Annotated in this window: 8 protein-coding genes; 1 reads left to right on the top strand and 7 read right to left on the bottom strand. The window is 48.3% G+C overall.

Going from position 1 to position 16,945, the window contains the following annotated elements; genetic code table 11:
* Positions 1 to 13: 13 nt before the first annotated feature.
* Positions 14 to 4,231: a DUF8696 domain-containing protein gene (locus tag RQM65_RS03915; RefSeq protein ID WP_314012896.1), complete on the bottom strand. Its 4,218-nt coding sequence runs from the start codon at positions 4,229 to 4,231 to the stop codon at positions 14 to 16.
* 322 nt (positions 4,232 to 4,553) lie between these two features.
* On the opposite strand from RQM65_RS03915, the gene RQM65_RS03920 reads away from it, so the two are divergent.
* Complete coding sequence (locus RQM65_RS03920; RefSeq protein WP_314012898.1) at positions 4,554 to 6,146, top strand: peptide chain release factor 3; 1,593 nt, start codon at positions 4,554 to 4,556, stop codon at positions 6,144 to 6,146.
* Between the two features lie 186 nt (positions 6,147 to 6,332).
* On the opposite strand, the gene RQM65_RS03925 is transcribed toward RQM65_RS03920, so the two are convergent.
* The 6 genes from RQM65_RS03925 to rplA all read right to left on the bottom strand — a co-directional run bounded on the left by RQM65_RS03925 (position 6,333) and on the right by rplA (position 16,933).
* Entirely contained in the window at positions 6,333 to 6,644 is a 312-nt protein-coding gene (locus RQM65_RS03925; protein WP_314012899.1) for a DUF3467 domain-containing protein, read from the bottom strand.
* Positions 6,645 to 6,790: 146 nt separating this feature from the next.
* Positions 6,791 to 11,089, bottom strand: coding sequence for a DNA-directed RNA polymerase subunit beta' (gene rpoC, locus RQM65_RS03930; protein ID WP_314012900.1), 4,299 nt, complete (start codon positions 11,087 to 11,089; stop codon positions 6,791 to 6,793).
* A gap of 103 nt (positions 11,090 to 11,192) precedes the next feature.
* Positions 11,193 to 15,002 (bottom strand): DNA-directed RNA polymerase subunit beta, encoded by a 3,810-nt coding sequence (gene rpoB, locus RQM65_RS03935; RefSeq protein WP_314012901.1) that lies wholly within the window; start codon positions 15,000 to 15,002, stop codon positions 11,193 to 11,195.
* 214 nt (positions 15,003 to 15,216) lie between these two features.
* A complete protein-coding gene (gene rplL / locus RQM65_RS03940) occupies positions 15,217 to 15,594 on the bottom strand; it encodes a 50S ribosomal protein L7/L12 (protein WP_314012902.1) in 378 nt (125 codons plus the stop codon).
* Positions 15,595 to 15,695: 101 nt separating this feature from the next.
* Positions 15,696 to 16,217, bottom strand: coding sequence for a 50S ribosomal protein L10 (gene rplJ / locus RQM65_RS03945; protein ID WP_314012903.1), 522 nt, complete (start codon positions 16,215 to 16,217; stop codon positions 15,696 to 15,698).
* Between the two features lie 26 nt (positions 16,218 to 16,243).
* A complete protein-coding gene (rplA, locus tag RQM65_RS03950) occupies positions 16,244 to 16,933 on the bottom strand; it encodes a 50S ribosomal protein L1 (RefSeq protein ID WP_314012904.1) in 690 nt (229 codons plus the stop codon).
* Positions 16,934 to 16,945: the final 12 nt, after the last annotated feature.

The following is a 16,945-nucleotide window of genomic DNA, read 5'->3' on the forward strand; positions in this document are numbered from 1 at the left end:
AATGGCTCGAATCTCAATTCCGGTTGACTCGATGGGTAATCCGCCGGTTAGTGATGACCGTATTGACCCGAACGGTCAAGGTTGCAGTATTGGAGGTTTCAACGGAACATATGTAGGAGGAACTGGAAACAAGGACCCGGTATTGGTTGCCGTTTTCAGAGGAGGCCGGGTTCGTTATGGTGAGCGTTGCGGTCGCCGCGCCCGAATGGATACCCGAATCCGTTAGATTGATCCAATTTGAACCGTTAAATCGCTGCCACTGGTAGGTATCGGCACCGGTGGAGGTCACCGAAATGCTTTCCGTGCAACCGGGACAGATTGTGGTGTCGGCAGGCTGGACTGATATGGCGGGAACCGGGTCGCTTTGGAGAAAATCGTAGGTGCCGTTGGCGTTTCCGTCGGCAGGGGCCTGATAGGAAGCCTCGATGACCGTACCATCGGAGTTGACCGACGGACTGCCCGAACCGTACATACCGTTGTTATCGATATCGGCATTCGGATCCGTGTAGGCCTCGTCGGCATCGTTACAGCCGTCGTTATCACTGTCAAAATCCAAACGATTGTCGATACCATCGCTATCGGAGTCACAGATCGGGGTGCCGGCCGCCCACGCTATGGCCTTGACCAGAATATCTTCAGCCGTGGCATTGAAAGGGGCATTGTCGTTCGAAAAGGGAACGATCGCACGCCGGCCAGGAGCGGTTCCGGTTTCCATGGTCTGTCCGGTTTCCCAAACCGCAATACCGATATTGCCGCTAACATGATCCGCCAACACTGTACCGGATGTCAAATTGCCCGCAGGGTGTTGGGCCTGGCCGATACTCAGGTTTCCAAGGGCTAATCCAGCGGTTATAGGATGGGTATTGTTCGTTATGGTGATGGACGTGCCGTTGATGTTTACACCGGAGACACCGCCTAAAATTTCGTCGTGCAAGGCGGATTCGCTCGTGATTATTCCATTCGTAGTGGTCGTCATGTTCGTCAAGTTGGCCGCGGCCGTAGTACTGTTCACATCTTCAAAGATAAAGGTGACGTCATAAGTATCGGCGTCACCCCCAACCCCGTCATCGACTACCGTTACGACATAGCCCAAGGCAATCAGTTTATTTATCGTGTTTTGTTCTGGGGGCGAAGCGGTCCCGTCAGTGATCCAAAGCACCGAAGCCGGACATTCGAGAGAATCCAAAATCCCATCGTTGTCATCATCGAGATCAAAACTGTCCAGCACCCCATCGCCGTCAAAATCGTAGTCCACCCGCAAAGTCGCCGGCGATGAAACGGCCTGACCGCACGAATTGTTTCCGTCGCTGACCACCACGCGATATTGGTTTCCATCATCGACAAAACTGGCATTGAAGGCATAGCTGGTATTGGTCGCTCCTGGAATATCGTTGAACGACGCGCCACCGTCCGTGCTCTCTTGCCATTGATAGTCCAAGTTCGATCCGGTAGCGGCCACCGAGAAAGTAACGTTATCACCATCGCCAACAGTTTGGTGAACAGGCGATGTGGTTATCGTTGCCGGTTCTACCATAGTTATACTGGTTACGTCGGTAATCGAAAGTGTGGGGTCGCCCGGCATGCCCCCGTATTCTATCACGTAGCCTTGGGGCTGATAATTTCCCGAGGATGCACCTGTATTGCTCAAATCGTTCCAAGAACCGTTGGAATTCACGTTGGGATGGGTGATATGGGCATAATCTTCATTCCCGGATTGATTGGGTTCCCCGCTGTTCCAAAAGGCGTAATTCGGCGTGCTGCCCCCGGCCGTACCGTTCCAGAAATTGAGTCCCGTTTCGGGACCGGTGACCCATCGCCAAACTCCTTCGGTCGCCGCATCGCTACCCCCGATCCATCCGGTGCCGGAGGCTTGGGTGCCGGAAAAATCGGCTTCTTCTTGCGAGGTCAGCGTAGCCAGATATCCCTGGAGACCGAAATAAGTGCTAGCGGCGGCCGCGTCTCGGGCATCTGTCCATGTAATTCCCAAATCATCCACATAAAGATAATAGTGTCCCGTCGCGGGCAGATAATTGGCCTCGCCGACGGTAATCGAAAATTGTCTCCATCCTGTAGGGGCGGCGGCACTGCTGGAATATTCTATCGCTCGGATGGCCGCCTCGAATTCGGAATAGGTGGCCGGTCCGGTTAATGTGAGCTCCCCTTGAACGGGATCCCAAGAAGCGGTTACATTAGGATGCGATCCCGTCATGGTCAACAGATCTTCGCCGTTGATATATCCTGAAGAAATCTGAATATAGACCGCGGTCGTTGTCGTATCATCGGGATCGGTAATGGCAATGCTTTCCGCAATGGGGATGGAGGAACCCGGACAATAGTCTTGATTACCCTCGGCATCGACCACCGGTGGCATGTCGGCAATTCTTAAAACAGCGGATGTCGAGGTTCGGATACTACATACATTGTTCGCGTTCCGAATCGTGGCACGATACCGATTTTCATCTTGGGCACCGGATACATTGTTTATCGTCAACGTGCTTAAAACTTCTCCGGACAATGGCGTGAAGCTGCTGCCCCCATCGGTGCTGATATACCATTGATAGATATGGCTGCTTCCCGTCGCGGATATCGAAAAACTGACAGTATCACCCATGTTGACGGTCTGGTCCTGAGGCTGGGCAGTAATGGTTACGCTACCGCCAGCCTCCAAAAAATCAGGGATGCCATCGGTATCGGTATCAACAGGTACGGTGTAGGAGGCTGCGGCCACCCTGCCCTCGCTATCCACTCCGGGTGTTCCGCTTCCGTAATTTCCGTTATTGTCAGAATCGGCGTTTGTGTCGCTATAGGCCTCATCGGCATCGCTACAGCCGTCGTTATCGCTATCCGCATCCAAACGATTGATAACACCGTCATTATCGGTGTCACAGGTGCCATAGTACAATTCCTGCATCTGGGCGGCGGTAAGAGCTATTGGGTAATGTATGATTTCGTCCATCAGGCCCCCGTAATGATTTCCGCCACCCGAGCCAAACGCATCGCCACCGTCCGTTCTTCCAAAAGACTGTGCACTGCCGTGGCCGGCCAATGATCCAAACCCCGTGTTCAAAACGTTGCTGGCCACGCCGTCGAGATACATGACCACGTTGCCGTTGGCATATGTCAAACCGATATGGTGCCATCGATTATCATTGGGAAATGTGAAGCTCGAAGTACTGATCTGACTGCCAGAACCACCTTCGCGGACAGCATTTTCAAGGATGTTGCCATTTAAGCGGATGGCGACGCCGTTGCCCGAGCCTCCTTCCTCCAAAAGTGGCTGGATGCCGGATAGGTTGGTCGGTTTTATCCAGAAAGAATAACTGAAATTGGCAATCTGTTGGTTCAAAAAAGTCCCGTCACTGTACCGCAGATAATCCGAACTTCCGTTAAAAGATGCCGAACGCAGGCCCTTACGGCTATCTGTGGAATACGTTATGCTGCCGTTCTGCAGGTTATGGCTGTTTCCTGAGCTATCGTCAGTGGAATTTTCCAGGTTCCAGTACGCATCGTAACCGGATACATCGGGACCGCAATTTTCTTCATGGGCGTCGAGCACCCCGTCATTGTCATCGTCCAGATCGGCAACATCTGGGATGCCGTCCGTATCGTTGTCGGGAGCCAAATCCGCGGTAATAGACAATATCGGGGCTCGCGAGGCATCGCCGTTATAGGATTCCGCCGTTCTTTCGCCGGTTCCGTACATTCCGAATACCATGGCATTACCACTGCTCCAACCTCCCCTGTTGACTATTTCCTGTACAATGCCTGTGAGATCGGGAGTTTGTTGGTCGGTGCCCGCCTGACCCACGGCATTCCATGCGGGAATACCGTTCCAGGCTACCGCAGCGGCCGTTTGCGGCCGACCGCTCAAATCACCATTAGTAGTGGTAAAGGTTGCCGCGTTGTCGGCATCTTGGCCAATAATTGTTACCGAAGTTGCGCCATTATCGGTCTCATCGACGGTAAACTGAATGTGGGCATTTAAAATGGTCGTACCTTGGGGAATGTTGATATTCTGAAAACGGAAAGCCACAATTTGATCGCTACCGTTATCGCTCCCCAGTTCCAAATCTGTACTGTTCAAGCTTACGTTAGCATTGGATATCCGCTCTTCGGCATCGTCACTGTTCCTTGATACTTGTGATGTAATCGTGACCTGTGCCGCAAGTACCTGGGTAACGATTAGTAAGAGAGCGAATAGGTAGGCTTTATGTATGTAGCTGTTTCCCATTCAGAAGGAGTGGATTAGAATAAATTTTATCATGGTATCGCTTTGAGAATTTGTCGGGCGCGAACTTATACAGCCACCATTACGAATCCATAGTACAAATCTACCGCTTGGTCGGCAGGCACAAAATTAATGTTGTGAAAGCCCAATAAAACGTGGTCAAAACACTGAAACGTAGGACACTCAAGCGTTATCGATGTCCATAAAGGGAGACATCAAGATAAAATTATCCGGTGTCGGAACCGAAGGCCACCCTTCTTTTATCCATCTGGGTTAGGCTGAGGGAAAACCCTATATTTACCGTATTTTTGCACAAATTTTCAGCATGAATCCATTTGAAAAGCAGATACAGAAACGCCGTACTTTTGGAATTATTTCGCACCCGGATGCCGGAAAGACGACCCTGACCGAAAAACTGCTTTTGTTTGGCGGCGCCATTCAAGAGGCCGGTGCCGTGAAGAGCAATAAAATCAAAAAATCGGCCACGAGCGACTTTATGGAAATAGAACGTCAACGCGGTATCTCGGTCGCCACTTCGGTCTTGGCCTTTTATTACAAGGATAAAAAAATAAATATTCTTGACACCCCAGGGCACAAAGATTTTGCCGAGGATACCTTTCGTACCCTTACCGCCGTTGACAGTGTGATTGTCGTTATCGACGTGGCAAAAGGCGTCGAGGCACAGACCGAAAAACTGGTCGAGGTATGCCGAATGCGAAACATTCCGATGATTGTGTTTATCAATAAACTGGATCGGGAGGGAAAGGATGCCTTTGACCTTTTGGACGAATTGGAACAGAAACTCGGACTTTCGGTAACGCCATTGAGCTTTCCTATTGGGATGGGCTATGATTTTAAGGGCATCTACAATATCTATGAGCGGAACATTAACCTCTTTAGCGGCAGTAGTAAGAAAAACATTGAAGAAACCATCGCTATTGACGATATCAACAACCCGGAACTGGATACCATCATCGGAAGCAAAGCGGCCGGAACTCTTCGAGACGACTTAGAGCTCGCCATAGGCGTTTATCCGGATTTTGATAAAGACCTGTACCTTCAAGGAAAACAACAGCCGGTATTCTTCGGCTCGGCCCTGAACAATTTTGGGGTGCGCGAGCTATTGGACTGTTTTATAGAGATTGCTCCGTCGCCGCGGGCAAAAAATGCGGAAGAAAGACAAGTCGAGGCCAATGAAGAGGAAATGACCGGCTTCGTCTTTAAGATTCATGCCAACATGGACCCTAGGCATCGTGACCGTTTGGCCTTTGTAAAAGTGGTATCGGGTACATTTGAACGCAACAAGCCGTATTTGCACGTTAGACAGGACAAAAAATTGAAATTTTCGAGTCCCAATGCCTTTTTTGCCGAGAAAAAGGAAATTGTAGATACGTCGTATCCGGGTGATATTGTTGGACTGCACGATACCGGCAACTTTAAGATTGGCGATACGCTGACCGAAGGCGAAACATTACACTATAAAGGCATCCCCAGTTTTTCCCCCGAGCATTTCCGGTACATTAACAATGCCGATCCCATGAAATCCAAACAACTTTACAAGGGCATCGACCAGTTGATGGACGAAGGGGTCGCGCAACTGTTCACCCTGGAAATAAACGGAAGGAAAGTGATCGGCACCGTCGGTGCATTGCAGTTCGAGGTGATACAATACCGTCTAGAACATGAATACGGGGCAAAATGTACCTATGAAAATTTCCCGGTACACAAGGCTTGCTGGGTGGACCCTGAAGACCCCAAGAATGAGGAATTTATGGAATTTAAACGGGTAAAACAGAAATTTTTAGCCAAAGATAAGCGCGGGCAATTGGTCTTTTTGGCCGATTCGCAATTTTCACTTCAGATGGTACAGCAAAAATATCCAAGTGTTAAACTACATTTTGTTTCGGAATTCGATTGAAGGAATCTGAATCAGTCGCCTACTAGTACCCGTCCGACGTACGAAGCTTAAAATCAGGATTGATCTAAGTACGAAACTTTAATGGCCAATGCCACTGTCCACTCCCGACCTCCCTATTAAAAAACAGGAAGCCCCTTGACTAATTTCAAGGGGCTTTCAGTTTAAAGAGATAATTTAAAGTAGGTTTTAGGCTTCACCCGTGGGGCCAAAATTAATCGGAATAGAGGGCTGCTCGTAATCCTTGATCGGACCATGTGCCTTTTCGAAGCGATTGACGTTATCGTTCAACGCTTTCAAAAATTTCTTGGCGTGTTGTGGTGTCAGCACGATTCGGCTTTTTACCTTGGCTTTGGGCGCTCCGGGCATCATACTAATGAAGTCGACCACAAATTCGGATACGGAATGGTTGATAATCGCCAGATTGGAATAGATTCCCTCCGCCGTCTTTTCATCCAGTTCGATGTTGATCTGTTTTTGTTTTTCTTCCTTTTCTGCCATACTAAAGTGTTGAATCAAGGTAAAATTGCGAGCAAAGCGGAGCAATCTGATTCAACTTTCCAAAAAGATACCAGATAGGATGCATCCCTTTAAAAAACTTGAACAGATTGCTTCGCCACTCCTGCCATTGGCAGGCAGTCTCGCAATTAGAACTTCATAGCTTCCTTTCGGGCCATGATTTCATCGTATTCTTCTTTCGAGCCAACGATGATGTTCTCATAGTCGCGCATACCGGTACCGGCAGGTATCTTGTGTCCGACGATAACGTTCTCCTTCAAACCTTCCAACGTATCTACCTTACCGCTTACCGCAGCTTCGTTCAATACTTTGGTAGTCTCTTGGAACGACGCAGCTGAAATAAACGACTTCGTCTGCAACGATGCTCGGGTAATACCCTGCAAGATCGGGGTTGCCGTTGCTGCAATGGCGTCATTGGCGGTCACAGGGTTCTTATCGGCACGTTTTAAAATGGAGTTCTCGTCTCTGAGTTCCCTGGCGGTGATTATCTGTCCTTCTTTTAGGTTCTCCGACTCTCCTTTATCGACAACGACCTTTTTACCGTATATCTCATCGTTTTCCGTGATGAAATCATCTTTGTGTACCAACTGGTTCTCCAAGAAGATAGTATCGCCCGGATCTTGGATACGAACCTTACGCATCATCTGACGCACGACCACTTCAAAATGCTTGTCGTTGATTTTCACGCCCTGTAAACGATATACCTCCTGAACTTCGTTCACCAAGTACTGCTGAACGGCAGATGGACCTTTAATCGCCAAGATATCTTCGGGGGTTATGGAACCATCCGAAAGTGGCATTCCCGCTCGTACATAATCGTTTTCCTGTACAAGAATCTGATTGGATAGCTTGACCAAGTATTTCTTGACCTCGCCCAGTTTGGATTCGATGATGATCTCGCGGTTACCTCTTTTGATCTTACCGAAAGAAACTACCCCGTCAATTTCCGATACAACGGCGGGGTTCGATGGGTTACGGGCCTCGAACAGCTCGGTAACCCTTGGAAGACCTCCTGTGATATCTCCTGCCTTCGCCGACTTACGTGGAATTTTGACAAGAATTTTGCCTTCTTTAATCTTATCACCGTCATCGACCATGATATGTGAACCTACGGGCAGGTTATAAGACCGTAAAGTTTCGTCCTTACTATTTTTGATCAATAGTGTAGGAATCAGCTTTTTGTTACGGGTTTCGGAAATCACTTTTTCCTGGAAACCGGTCTGCTCATCGATTTCTACCTGATAGGTAACTCCCTGCTCAATATTCTCATAAGCGATCTTACCAGGAAATTCCGATACAATGACACCATTATAAGGATCCCATTGACAAATGAGATCACCATCTTTAACCTTGGCTCCGCTCTTCACAAAAATTTGCGATCCATAGGGAATATTGTTGGTGCTTAAGGTAATTCCGGTTTTCTTATCTACAATCTTGATTTCCGAAGTTCTTGAGATAACGATTTCCACTTTGCTCCCATCCGCGTCTTCTCCTTCGACAGTTCGCAAATCCTCTATTTCGGCGATGCCATCGAATTTAGCCACCAATTTGTTGTCTTCGGAAATATTTCCTGCAATACCACCAACGTGGAAGGTACGCAAGGTCAACTGTGTTCCAGGCTCGCCGATGGATTGAGCAGCGACAACCCCTACGGCCTCGCCACGTTGTACCATCTTATTGGTCGAAAGATTTCTTCCATAACACTTGGCACAGATTCCCTTGGGCGCCTCGCAAGTCAATGCGGATCGCACCTCTACCTTTTCGACGGGAGAATCCTCTATGCGTTTCATATCGGACTCCATAATCTCCTGACCGGCGCTCAACAAAAGCTCTTGGGTCAAAGGATCGTACACGTCGTGCAACGATACCCTGCCTAATATTCGATCGGCCAAAGATTCAACGGTCTCCTCGTTCTTTTTCAAGGCCTGCACTTCCACGCCTCTCAAGGTCTCACAATCTTCCATATTGACGATGACGTCTTGCGAAACATCGACCAATCGACGAGTAAGATATCCTGCATCGGCCGTTTTCAAAGCGGTATCCGCAAGACCCTTACGGGCACCGTGGGTAGAAATAAAGTATTCCAAAATCGATAGGCCTTCCTTAAAGTTGGAAAGAATGGGGTTTTCAATAATCTCTCCCCCGCCCGCGGTCGATTTTTTGGGTTTTGCCATCAGTCCCCGCATACCGGTCAACTGACGTATCTGCTCTTTCGAACCTCTCGCTCCGGAATCCAACATCATATACACCGAGTTAAACCCTTGCTGGTCTTCGCGAATACGTTTCATAGCCATTTCGGTCAATTGCGCGTTCGTTGAAGTCCATACATCGATAACCTGGTTATAGCGTTCGTTGTTGGTAATCAGTCCCATATTGTAGTTGGCCATAATACCATCGACCTGCCCGTTGGCATCGGCGATCATCTCGGTCTTCTCTTTGGGGATGATAATATCACCTAGGCTGAACGACAAACCACCTCTAAAGGCGAAATCATAGCCCATGGTCTTAATCTGGTCCAAGAAATCTGCCGTGGTCGGTACGTCGGTCACACTCAGAATTCTACCGATAATGTCACGCAACGATTTCTTATTTAGCACCTCATTGATGTAACCGGCCTGCTCGGGCACTTCCATATTGAAGAGCACGCGTCCGACCGTAGTAGGGATAATCTGGTCGACCAATTCGCCTTCCTCGTTGAAATCCGGGGCGCGCACCTTGATTCCCGCGTTCAGATTGACCATCCCCTCATTAAGGGCGATTTCAACTTCTTCATAGGAATAAAATGTCGTTCCCTCGCCTTTGACGGGCACTTCAGGTGTTGATTTTCGCTCCTTGGTCATATAGTAGAGCCCCAAAACCATGTCTTGAGAGGGTACTGTAATCGGGGAACCGTTGGCAGGGTTCAATATATTGTGAGACGCCAACATCAACAGCTGCGCCTCTAGGATTGCTTCGGGACCCAACGGCAAGTGTACTGCCATCTGGTCGCCATCGAAATCCGCGTTGAACGCGGTACAGACCAAGGGATGCAACCGAATGGCCTTACCCTCGATAAGCTTGGGTTGGAAAGCCTGGATACCGAGACGGTGCAAGGTCGGGGCACGGTTCAAGAGCACCGGATGCCCTTTCAATACGTTTTCAAGGATGTCCCACACCACCGGCTCCTTTTTATCAATAATTTTCTTAGCGGATTTCACCGTTTTGACAATGCCGCGTTCGATCAGCTTCCGAATGACAAACGGCTTATAAAGCTCCGCCGCCATATCTTTGGGAAGTCCACATTCGAACAGCTTCATTTCAGGGCCTACGACGATTACCGAACGCGCTGAATAATCGACACGTTTACCTAGAAGGTTCTGACGGAAACGCCCTTGCTTACCTTTCAAAGAATCGGAAAGGGATTTCAGGGGACGATTGGATTCCGTTTTAACTGCGGATGCCTTTCTAGTATTGTCGAAAAGGGAGTCCACGGCCTCTTGAAGCATCCTTTTTTCGTTTCGAAGGATGACCTCAGGTGCCTTGATCTCGACCAATCTTTTCAGTCGGTTGTTCCGAATGATAACCCTACGGTAGAGGTCGTTTAGGTCGGAAGTCGCAAACCGACCCCCATCCAAAGGTACTAAAGGACGCAGCTCTGGCGGGATGACAGGAATCACCTTCATGATCATCCACTCCGGATTGTTCTCCCGGTTGTCCTGAGATTCGCGGAGCGCTTCGACCACTTGTAAACGCTTTAGAGCCTCAGTCTTACGCTGCTTTGAGGTCTCGGTATTGGCCTTGTGCCGCAATTCGTAGGATAGCTCTTTTAAGTCAATACGCCCTAAAAGATCGATAAGGCACTCAGCACCCATTTTTGCGATAAACTTATTGGGGTCGGACTCCTCCAAATATTGATTTTCTGGCGGAATGGACTCCATAATGGTCAAGTATTCCTCTTCGGTCAAGAAATCGAGTTTATTGAGATCTTCGCCTTCCGGACCTTTGGCAATACCAGCCTGGATCACTACGTACCGTTCGTAGTAGATAATCATATCCAATTTCTTGGACGGGAGCCCCAATAAATACCCGATTTTGTTCGGCAAGGAACGGAAGTACCAGATATGGGCCACCGGTACTACAAGATTGATGTGCCCGACCCGGTCGCGGCGTACCTTCTTCTCGGTCACCTCTACCCCACAGCGGTCACAGACGATTCCCCGATATCGAATACGCTTATATTTTCCACAGGCGCATTCATAGTCTTTTACGGGACCGAAGATACGCTCGCAGAACAAACCGTCACGCTCTGGTTTGTGCGTACGGTAGTTTATCGTTTCAGGTTTGAGGACTTCCCCCCTTGACTCTGCCAAAATAGCTTCCGGCGATGCCAATCCGATGGAAATCTTGTCAAACCTTTTTACTGGATTATTATCTTTTATTCTAGCCATAATTGTAATATGCTACTAATTAATGTTGTTCTTCTTAGCTGCTAGGTCTCGACTGAGCTTGTCTCGAGCGAGGTCTCGACTGCGCTCGACCTGACATTTCCCTTTACTCCTCCAATCGGATATCAAGGCCCAAACCTTTGAGTTCGTGCATCAATACATTGAAGGATTCGGGAAGACCGGGCTCTGGCATGGTCTCTCCTTTTACGATGGACTCATAGGTCTTGGCCCTTCCGATAACATCATCGGATTTAACGGTCAGGATTTCCCTTAAGGTCGCCGAGGCGCCATAGGCCTCCAACGCCCAAACTTCCATTTCCCCGAAACGCTGTCCACCGAACTGGGCCTTACCGCCCAAGGGTTGCTGCGTAATCAAGGAGTAGGGTCCTATGGAACGGGCATGCATCTTATCATCGACCATATGGCCCAATTTCAGCATATAGATCACTCCCACTGTCGCGGGCTGATCGAAACGTTGACCGGTTCCACCGTCATAGAGATAGGTATGTCCGTATCTCGGGATACCCGCCTCGTCGGTGAATTCATTGATCTGTTCCAAACTGGCCCCATCGAAAATTGGGGTCGCATACTTTTTACCTAGTTTAAGGCCTGCCCAACCGAGCACCGTCTCATATATCTGACCGATGTTCATACGAGAAGGCACGCCCAAGGGGTTCAATACGATATCGACCGGGGTTCCATCCTCTAGGAACGGCATATCTTCCTGACGTACGATACGGGACACGATACCTTTGTTACCGTGGCGTCCTGCCATCTTGTCGCCAACTTTCAACTTACGTTTTTTAGCGATATAGACCTTGGCCAATTTCATGATACCTGCCGGCAGTTCATCTCCTACGGAAATCGTAAACTTATCCCTTCTCAGGTTCCCTTGAAGGTCGTTCAATTTGATTTTGTAGTTGTGTAACAAGTCGGCTATCGAAGTGTTCGTGCCCTTATCGGTTGTCCAAGTTCCGGCCACCAAGTGAGCGAAATCATCAACGGAGTTCAACATTTTTTGGGTGTATTTCTTGCCCTTTGGCAGTACTTCCTCACCCAAATCGTTCAATACGCCCTGCGACGTTTTTCCGTTGACCAGCGTAAACAGCTTGCCCACCAAGACATCCTTCAACTCTTGGAACTTCACTTCGTACTCCAGTTCCAGCTTGTTGAGCTCCTCTTTATCCTCAGATCGCTTGCGCTTGTCCTTTACCGAACGTGAGAACAATTTTTTATCGATGACCACCCCGCGTAAGGAGGGAGAAGCTTTCAGGGAAGCATCTTTCACATCACCTGCCTTGTCACCAAAAATGGCACGAAGCAATTTTTCTTCCGGTGTAGGGTCAGACTCTCCCTTGGGAGTAATCTTACCGATCAAAATATCTCCAGGTTCGACCTCTGCTCCAATACGGATCATTCCGTTTTCATCTAAATCTTTGGTCGCTTCCTCGGATACATTGGGAATGTCATGGGTCAATTCTTCAGCACCCAGTTTGGTATCCCTTACTTCGAGGGAGTATTCATCGACGTGGATCGAGGTGAAAATATCTTCGCGCACCACTTTTTCGGAAATCACGATGGCATCCTCAAAGTTGTATCCCTTCCAAGGCATGAATGCCACGGTCAGGTTGCGGCCCAATGCCAATTCCCCTTTTTCGGTAGCATAGCCCTCACAGAGTACCTGCCCCTTCTTCACCTTATCCCCCTTTCTGACGATAGGTTTCAAGTTGATACTGGTGCCCTGGTTGGTCTTTCTGAACTTCACCAGGTTGTAGGATTTGGAATCGTCATCGAAACTCACCAACTGCTCGGCCTCGCTACGCTCGTACTTTACGATGATTTTCTGTGAATCGACATAATCGATGGTACCATCACCCTCGGCGTTGATCAATACCCGGGAATCGGTGGCTACTTGGCGTTCAAGTCCCGTACCTACGATCGGGGATTGCGGTTGCAGTAAAGGAACCGCTTGGCGCATCATATTCGAGCCCATCAAGGCCCGGTTGGCATCGTCATGCTCCAAAAACGGAATAAGCGATGCGGAAATCGATGCGATCTGATTTGGCGCTACGTCGGTGTAGTTGATTTCCGAAGGTTCCACCACTGGAAAATCGCCTTCTTCACGTGCAATTATCTTTTCGGAATCGATTTGGCCGTCGTCCTTTAACGGAATGTTGGCCTGTGCGATTTTCATGTCCTCTTCTTCTTCGGCGCTCAGATAGATATAATTTTCCGTATCTACCTTGGCATCGGAGACCTTTCTATAAGGTGTTTCCAAAAAGCCCATGGGGTTCACCTTGGCGAAAACCGCCAAAGATGAAATCAGCCCAATGTTCGGTCCCTCCGGGGTTTCGATGGGGCAGAGACGTCCGTAGTGCGTATAGTGCACGTCACGAACCTCAAAACCGGCCCTTTCCCGTGAAAGTCCCCCAGGCCCTAAAGCGGACAACCTTCTTTTGTGCGTAATCTCGGCCAGCGGATTCGTCTGGTCCATAAACTGGGACAACTGGTTCGTTCCGAAAAACGAGTTGATGACGGAGGACAAGGTCTTCGCGTTGATCAAATCGATCGGGGTAAATACCTCGTTGTCGCGAACGTTCATTCGCTCCCGGATGGTTCGGGCCATACGGGCCAGACCAACACCGAACTGCGATGACAACTGCTCGCCCACGGTGCGAACACGACGGTTAGAAAGGTGATCGATATCATCGATTTCCGCCTTGGAGTTGATCAGTTCGATCAAATATTTGATGATGGTAATGATATCTTCCTTGGTCAAGACCTGCTTGTCCATTCCGATATCCAATCCCAATTTTTTGTTCATTCTGTATCTTCCTACCTCGCCTAAGTTGTAGCGTTGGTCGGAAAAGAACAGCTTGTCGATAATACCGCGTGCCGTTTCCTCATCGGGCGGCTCGGCATTTCTAAGCTGGCGGTAGATATGCTCCACGGCCTCCTTTTCGGAATTGGTGGGGTCTTTTTGCAACGTGTTATGAATAATCGCATAATCACTCTGCGCATTGTTCTCTTTATGTAAAAGAATGGTTTTGGCGTCGGTATCGAGAATCTCGTCGATATGCTCCTTTTCCAAAACGGTATCACGGTCTAAAATGATTTCGTTACGCTCGATGGATACTACTTCCCCTGTATCCTCATCCACGAAATCTTCGTGCCATGTGTTCAGCACACGAGCGGCCAATTTTCGGCCCAACACTTTTTTTAATGCAGTCTTGGAAACCTTAACCTCTTCTGAAAGGTCGAATATTTCGAGAATATCCTTGTCCCTTTCGAAACCGATGGCCCTGAAAAGTGTGGTCACCGGCAACTTCTTTTTTCTATCGATATAAGCGTACATCACGCCGTTGATATCGGTAGCGAACTCAATCCAAGATCCTTTGAACGGAATTACCCTGGCGGAGTACAGTTTGGTGCCATTGGCATGGAAAGACTGACCAAAGAAAACCCCTGGTGAGCGGTGCAATTGCGATACCACCACCCTTTCGGCGCCGTTGATAACAAAAGTACCGCTGGGCGTCATATAAGGAATGGTACCCAAATAGACATCTTGTACGATAGTCTCAAAATCCTCATGCTCAGGATCGGTACAATACAACTTAAGTCTTGCCTTTAATGGCACGCTATAAGTCAAACCGCGCTCGATACATTCTTGGATGGAGTATCTGGGCGGATCGATGAAATAATCCAAAAATTCCAGTACGAACTGGTTTCTGGTGTCCGTGATGGGAAAGTTCTCTTGGAAGGTATTGTACAAACCTTCGTCGCCCCTCTCGTCGGATTTGGTCTCAAGCTGAAAAAAATCTTGAAACGATTTTATCTGAATGTCCAAGAAATCCGGATAATCCGGGGTGCTCTTAGCGGATGCAAAATTTACTCTATCAGTCTGTTGTGTGAACATCTATGGACAGTGTTTTGAACGTGAATACTAAATTCGGGTCGTACATTTCTTAATATACAAAAACTATGCTAGCGTTACAATTCAGCTAGAATAGTACTTCATAGATACCTTGATGGCACAAATTATACCATAAGTATAAAATGGCTTAGGTCTGACCGCCAAAGCGGAAAGACCTAAACCAACCCCGCCGTTCCGGGTGCTATAATTGGTGCTTTTATTTAAGCTCAACTTCGGCTCCTGCTTCTTCCAATTGTTTTTTAACGGATTCTGCTTCATCTTTTGGCACTCCCTCCTTAACGGCTTTCGGTGCGCTATCGACAATCTCCTTGGCATCTTTCAATCCAAGACCGGTCAACTCCTTGACCAACTTGACGACGGCCAATTTAGAACCTCCGGCTGCGGTAAGAACCACGTCGAATTCAGATTGTTCTTCAGCGGCCTCTGCTTCGCCTCCACCGCCTCCGGCGGCAACGGCTACTGCGGCGGCTGCAGGCTCGATACCATACTCATCTTTTAATATATCGGCCAACTCGTTTACCTCTTTTACGGTCAAGTTTACCAATTGTTCTGCGAAATCTTTTAATTCTGCCATTTTTCTATCGTTTAATCAAATTTGAAAATATACTTACTTAGTGAAAGTGTGTTAGTGATTTTAGTGTGCTAGTGTGTTCATACACTAGCGTTCGCGTGTACTTAACTCTCTTTTTCGGACAAGGTTTTAAGGATGCCGGACAATTTACTGCCGCTGGACTTCAATCCAGAAATAACATTCTTGGCGGGGGACTGCAACAGCCCGATAATTTCGCCGATCATTTCATCCCGTGACTTGAGCTCGACCAACTTCTCCAGGTTCTCGTCTCCGATAAAAATCGCCTCTTCAACAAAAGCACCTTTTACAAGAGGCTTTTTAGACTTTTTCCTAAAATTCTTGATCAGTTTTGCCGGGGCATTGCCCACTTCCGAAAACATTACGGATGTATTGCCCTTCAAAGTTTCGGGAAGCTTTCCGAAATCCTTATCGGAAGCCTCCATGGCTTTTTCGAGCAAGGTATTCTTAACCACCGAAAGTTGTACGTTTGCCTTAAAACATGCCCTTCTCAAATTAGTGGTCTGGGTAGCGTTCAAGCCCGAAATGTCCGCTAAATAAATAGTGGGACTATCGGCCAACCGGGTAGTCAGGTCTTCTATTACGTGTGCTTTTTCTTCTCTAGTCATACTGTGAATTTTGAACTACCAGTTCGTTAAACGGTCTTCGGATCTAATTGAACACTCGGACTCATCGTGCTTGACATGAAAACACTTCTCATGTAAATGCCTTTTGCCGCAGCAGGCTTCATTTTGATCAAGGTATCGAGAAGTTCTTTTGCGTTATCCGCAATCTTATCCGCAGTGAAAGAAGCTTTTCCTACCGCAGCGTGAACGATTCCCGTTTTATCTACCTTAAAGTCAATTTTACCGGCCTTCACATCGGATACCGCTTTGGCGACATCCATGGTAACGGTACCTGTCTTCGGATTGGGCATAAGACCACGAGGTCCCAAAATCCGTCCTAACGGACCGAGCTTTCCCATGACACTTGGCATTGTGATGATAACATCAACGTCCGTCCAACCGCCTTTAATCTTATCCAAATACTCATCCAATCCAACGTAGTCGGCACCGGCTTCGGTGGCCTCGGCCTCCTTATCGGGTGTGACCAACGCCAAAACCTTTACATCCTTACCAGTGCCATGGGGAAGGGTTACTACCCCGCGCACCATCTGGTTGGCCTTTCTGGGATCGACCCCAAGCCGTACCGCCAAATCAATGGAGGAATCAAAATTTGTATTGGTAATCTCCTTTATCAAAGCGGCGGCTTCGTCAACGGAATATAATTTATCCTTATCGACCTTGGCCCGCGCCTCTTTCTGTTTCTTCGTTAACTTTGCCATTCTAAATTGCTT

The sequence above is a fragment of the Pricia mediterranea genome (assembly GCF_032248455.1).
GTDB classification, from domain to species: domain Bacteria; phylum Bacteroidota; class Bacteroidia; order Flavobacteriales; family Flavobacteriaceae; genus Pricia; species Pricia mediterranea.